This window comes from Paramuribaculum intestinale, from assembly GCF_003024925.1.
Taxonomy (GTDB): domain Bacteria; phylum Bacteroidota; class Bacteroidia; order Bacteroidales; family Muribaculaceae; genus Paramuribaculum; species Paramuribaculum intestinale.
The window spans coordinates 1-5,569 of the sequence record NZ_PUED01000156.1; the positions used below are offsets into that span (position 1 = coordinate 1).

Below are 5,569 nucleotides of genomic sequence, written 5' to 3' on the forward strand. Positions count from 1 at the left end.
CGGTACTGTATCGTCATGTCGGGATATCGTAGGGCTGTGGCTACAATCAGGTCATACATCTGCCCGACCATTCTGTGGGAGCTGACGAAGTAGGGCTCCTGCAGGAAGAATGTCACGCTGTGGTGGCTTCCTTCGGCTTCGATCGGATAGGGGTATCCGCCCGTCAGGCACTCCATCTGCGGATTGTAGCTGCGCCATAAACGGTTGAACTCATCTCCCCATGTAATCATGCGCGTGTAGGGCATGTCGACAAATCCGGCATGCATGAATGCCGGCCATCCGTGTTGGTAGCAAACCGTATCGCCACCTCGGGCTGCACAGATTTCAGCCCAGATCTTCCCTATCACCTGACATCCGCAAATGCAACTGAACCGTGGTGGCTCAATGATCGAGTCGACCAGTTTTACCGTGTTGCAAAAAGAGTAAAACACCGGAAAATATTTTTCGATGAAATCGTTTCGGTAGAGACGCATGCGTAGATCGTGAAATCTGACGGCAGTCATTTCCGGCGGTAGTCCAATGTGTTGATAATCTATCTCGTTTTCGCTGATGATCACAGCGCTTTGGCTGCTTGACCTGATCCATGGTATCAGACAGTGGGCCATCCGCTCGAAGTTGGCATAAAACACCTCTCTGCCGCGTAGTGGCGACAAGGCTTCAGTCCATGAGCGGGCGTCGGATGTGAACGGTAGCAGTTCCTGAGATATTACGTCGGTGTCTGCGGGAGGTGGAAGCGTGATAAGCGAGGCAATGACTGTCTCGGCTCGCTCTCCTTCACTTCTTCTGCGGCAATATTCATCGCGCAGCGAGTAGTTGATGTAGTTGACGTAACTTTCAAGTGAGTTACTTACATTGACATCGCCCATCACAATAGACTCTTTGTTGGTTGTGATCCATGCTCTTACGGAATCTTTCAGTAGTGTAAAAAATTCCGTAATGAAAGTGTCGGGCTGTGTCGGGCTAACGGGCATGATCAATGATCGGTCAACGTTTCTTCGGCTGTATCATGAAACGGTATTGCACGTGAAGGAGGGCGTAGCGTGGAAGTACGTTGGTGTATGTTTCGGTGCGTCCCTGTGCATTGACGTTGTAGCTGACGTTGCTGAGCTGGTTGAGCAGGTCGAATCCGTCAAGCATGAAGGTCCATCGTCCTCCATTGGTCGAGTATGCGAGGCGTGCGTTCCATACAAGATCGGTGGTGTTGAGCGACGGATCGGAATAACCCCGGCGGGTGTAGACGTTGAAGTCGCTCGACAGTTCGAAATTATAAGGCAGCACGATTTTGCCTGCCAGTGTGGCCGTGGTGTTGGTGGCTGAGAAGTTGTTGAAGCCTGTGCGTGTGCCTCTGGTGTCGCGCCAGTTGACGTTGCCGTTCACGCGTAGTTCATGCTTGCCTATCTGCCACGAGAGGCCGAGAGTCTGTCCGAGTATGGTGTTTTTGACTGCTGTGCGGAGCGTTTCCGATCCGGCGGAGCCTACCATGTCGGCGGCTCTTAGGTATGTGGCCTGAGTGATTGAGCTGAGTGTGAACTGGTCGATCTGTCCGAATGTCTTGGAGTAGTAGTTGTTGAGTCCTACGTTCCAGTTGCCCGAGGTGTTGTAGGCCTGATATGTGCGCACACCGGTGGCCGGATCATAGCTGTAGCCGTTGACAATGGCGTTCTGCTTGATGTCTGTCGACAGCACCAGACGCTCGCTGTAGCGGTGTCGGCCGCTCCGATATCTGTACCATTCGAGGTTGATGATATTGTCAGCCTCGTTTTTCAGATCGGTGGCTCCCTTGAATAGGTTGAGCGGATCGCGCAGGTTGGTGACATCGACCAGACGGTTGAGTTCTACCTGACGGATGTTGCGCTTGTATTCGAGTTTGACATGCTGTTGTCCGGTTTTGTATATGAGGTACATCTGCATGACCGATATGTCAAGACCGTTTTTCTTCACTTTCTGGCTGACGTCGCCCTGCTCGTAGTCGAGTGTCCGCCAGCGGTAGTCGACCGAGGGATTGAAGTGGACGGAGATGCTTCGGTCGTCGTCCAGTTCCACCTGGTGGTTGAAGGTGAGCTGCACTCCTGCCAGGTTCTGCCGCTCGGTGCTGAAATATGTCTGGTCTCGGTTGAGCGATGTGGGATAGTTATCGGGCAGTCGTCCGAACACTCCCATGTCGGTAAGCCTGTCGAGTTGATACAGGTAGGAGTCCTTGGTGTGGTTCGATATGCTCCATCGCGGCTGTATGTCGATCGAGCCGTTGTTGTTGTAGATGTATGTGTAGTTGGGTGAGGCAAACAAGCTCCATTTATGGTCGGGAGCGTTTTTGGCATACTGGTAGTCGGTCGTTCCGGGACGTCCGCTGTTGCCGTAGCGAATGTCGTAGAGATCAAATGCTCCGTAGTGGTTGGCGTTGTAGGCGGCGTCGACATACAGGCCGATAAGATCCGGGCTGTATGACATTTTTCCTTCTGCCGAAGCGCTGACTCTTGCATTCATCGTGTGACCCGACATCGACGAGCGTTGCACGCTGGTGTTGACCGTCTTGTCGGCAAGCGATACGGCTTGCCCGTTGTGAATCTGTTCGAGCAGCAAGGCCGTAGCTTCGGCAAGTTCTTGGTTGAATGTTCCTGAAATCTGGCTCGATGCGCGGTCGCGCTTCGTGTAGTCGAGGTGTTGGCCTATGTAGATATATTTGTTTTTGGGGCGCAGTTTCAGCTCATTGTCTGTGGTCAGGGTGAGATTGTGGCCAATGGCGTGTGCGAATCGGTTGTCGTAGGTGTCACCCGAGGGGATGAAGTTGGTGATGTCGGTGGTGGTGATGTCGTTCGAGCGGGTGTGTTCGGCGGTGGTATTACCGGAAAATTCCCAGCTTTTGTCGTCGCGGGCCGATACGTAATAGTCGAGTCCGGCCATTTTCGTGCGGAAGTCGCCTGGCGTGCGGGTGATGCTCCACGAGTCGTTCTGTCCGGGGGTGCGCGAGTCGTTGAGATTGTTTATCGCTCCAACGAGCGTCAGGCGCGAGCGCGTTGTGTACCACATGCCGAAAAGCCGTCCCAGATATCGGTCAGCAGTGCCGCCGCCGGCCTCTGCGTTGAAGATATATCCGCTCATATATTCACGTTTGAGCCTGACGTCCATCACATACTCTTTGTCGCCGAGATCCTGGCCGGCCAGCATGCTGCGCTCTCCGAGCCTGTCGTAGACGGCTACGTTTTTCACCGTATAGGCTCCGAGATTGTTGAGCATTATCCTTTTGTCGCCTTTGAAGAAGTCTTTACCGTTAAGCAGCAGGCTTTCGACGTATTTGCCGTTTACGTAAATCTGGCCGCCGTCGCGAAGCTCCACTCCCGGAAGCTGTTTTATGAGCGCGTCGAGCATTGATCCCTTGGCGAGTTGAAATGCGTCGGCATTGTAGACGAGAGTGTCGTTGTTTATGTAAAATTTTACTTTCGAGGCGGTTACGGTCACCTCGTCGAGCTGTCGGGCCTTGCGGTAGACTGCTATCTCCGGCAGTTCACGCTCCACTTCGCGTCCGCCTACATGGGCTATTTCCACGCTGCTGCTTGACGGCTCGTAGTCGTTGTGTTCCACTACAAGAGTATATTTTCCATGACTGCGTGGCACTTCGCAGATATAGTCAAGCACAAACACCATGTCGCCGCCCTGCGATTTATAATAGGCCTTTGGCTTTGCCTTCGATATCGTATCGCCTGAGGCTGCGTCGAGAAGCACTACTCTGGCTCTCTTGATCGGTTCCAGGGTCAGACCATCTACCACGTGAGCTTTCAGTTTCAGTGTCGCATTTTCATCGGCCGCAGCAGTGAATGCCACCGCCAGCATAGTCAATATGGCAAAGAGTATTTTTTTCATGATTTGTGAAGTTAAGGGTTTGGGATTGGTTTCTGGCGGCAAAGATAATGATTCCACAGATGACTGTCAATATTGTCTTTAATCAGTGGACAGTCGGCGGGTGGATCTCCGCGTTCGAGTCGTTTGATGCGCTCATAGGGACAGCCTCCGTTGCATGCAGGAAACAGCAAGCATTGCAGACAATTTGGGTCTTCGAGAGGGTCTGCTTTGGTTTTATATGATATGAATAGGGACTCATTTGTCAGATTCTCGCTTATGTTACCGTATACTCTCGACGGATTTCCTACATCGTTCCAGCATCCATACAACTCTCCTTCCGGCCCTATGACATACGTGGCGCGCTTGCGGATGGCGCATTCCATGCGGAATGATTGTGGGTAAAAGCTGTCAAACACCAGTCCGTGTTCATTGAACATCTTGATGGCAAATTCTCTTCTCTCGTTTCTGTTGTACAGGTTGCAGGTACCCTTTTCCGTTGAATCGCCGGTAAAGGCTGGAAACACGCTTACTTTACCATCAAATTCCTCTGTGATAAATTTATACAAAGTAATAAATTCCTGATCGTTTTCGTGGTCGATGTTTACTCTTATGCCGATTCGCATGTCGGGGGCGAATTCGCGTAAGAGTTTCATCGAGGATATAATTCTGTCGAATGTCGCTCCTCCGTTTTTAAGACACCGGCGGCTGTCATGCCGCTCTTTAAGTCCGTCAAGGGTGATCTGCATAGAGGTTATATGCAGGTGTGATATTCGTTTTGCCACATCTTCGTTGACCAGATAACCATTGCTGATTATTCCCGCATCGTATTCAAGGTCTAACGACATGAGTTTTTTAGAAAGACTTTCAATACGATCGAAAGCAATAAGCGGTTCGCCGCCGAACCAGGTTATGCGCATTGATTTGGCTTCGCTATGGCTCTTGACAAAATCCACTATGCGATCCTCGGTTTCAGTCGTCATTGTTTTGCCATTGTGATCGTATTCAAAGCAATAGGGGCAGGCAAAGTTGCACACGAGAGTCGGATTTATTGTCAGCGCAAGATGTGAGTGGTCGAACCGGGTGGAACGAGTGACATATTTGATTTTATTCACTTCGAATTCATCATCGGCGATGCCTTTTATTTTCAAGAGCATACCTTTGATGTCTTCAGGTAGTGTGGAGGTATCGTCACCGGCATGCAGCTTTGATAACAGATCAAAGGACTCCTTGTCCAAAGCCACGAAAGCGTTGGACAAGGAATTATAAAGAAGGTTGACATTTTCTCGCGAGAATAGATGGTTGAAACGAGAAAAGCGGTTTTCTGCCATGTGTTGACGGTTCGTTAGGGAATGATATAGTTCTTACAGGTAGCAGAATGTTCGGCGCAGAATGATGAGCCGGTGGTCGATCCATGGCAATCGCTGTCCTTGTTAAAACCGTTCAGATGCGAGTCCAGCGAGCATGTGGTCTCTTTGTTTCCGATACATTGTGTGTACTTGATTTCGCAAAGCACACCTCCCAGGATGTGGGATGTTCCAGACGCGGAGATTGTGATCTCCGGTTTGGGCAGTTCGATGAACTGGAATTTTTCAATCTTCATGATTAAAAGTTTTATATGTTGATAATTGGGTTGATTATTGAATCATCGTGATGGCTTTAGCCAAAGCCTCTGCTTTGAGCCAGTCGATGGATTCGTCGATGTCAACGTCGGTGCCCGGCGATGTTTCCACAA

General features: G+C 50.7%; 3 protein-coding genes. All 3 read right to left on the reverse strand.

Annotation, left to right across the window (positions count from 1 at the left end):
- Positions 1-971, reverse strand: a 971-nt coding sequence (locus tag C5O24_RS10365) for a hypothetical protein (protein ID WP_133165530.1), incomplete at its 3' end; no start/stop codon positions are given.
- A gap of 13 nt (positions 972-984) precedes the next feature.
- Entirely contained in the window at positions 985-3,858 is a 2,874-nt protein-coding gene (locus tag C5O24_RS10370) for a porin family protein (RefSeq protein ID WP_107037042.1), read from the reverse strand.
- 11 nt (positions 3,859-3,869) lie between these two features.
- Positions 3,870-5,165, reverse strand: a complete 1,296-nt coding sequence (locus C5O24_RS10375; RefSeq protein WP_107037041.1) for a radical SAM/SPASM domain-containing protein — start codon at positions 5,163-5,165, stop codon at positions 3,870-3,872.
- Between the last annotated feature and the right edge of the window lie 404 nt (positions 5,166-5,569).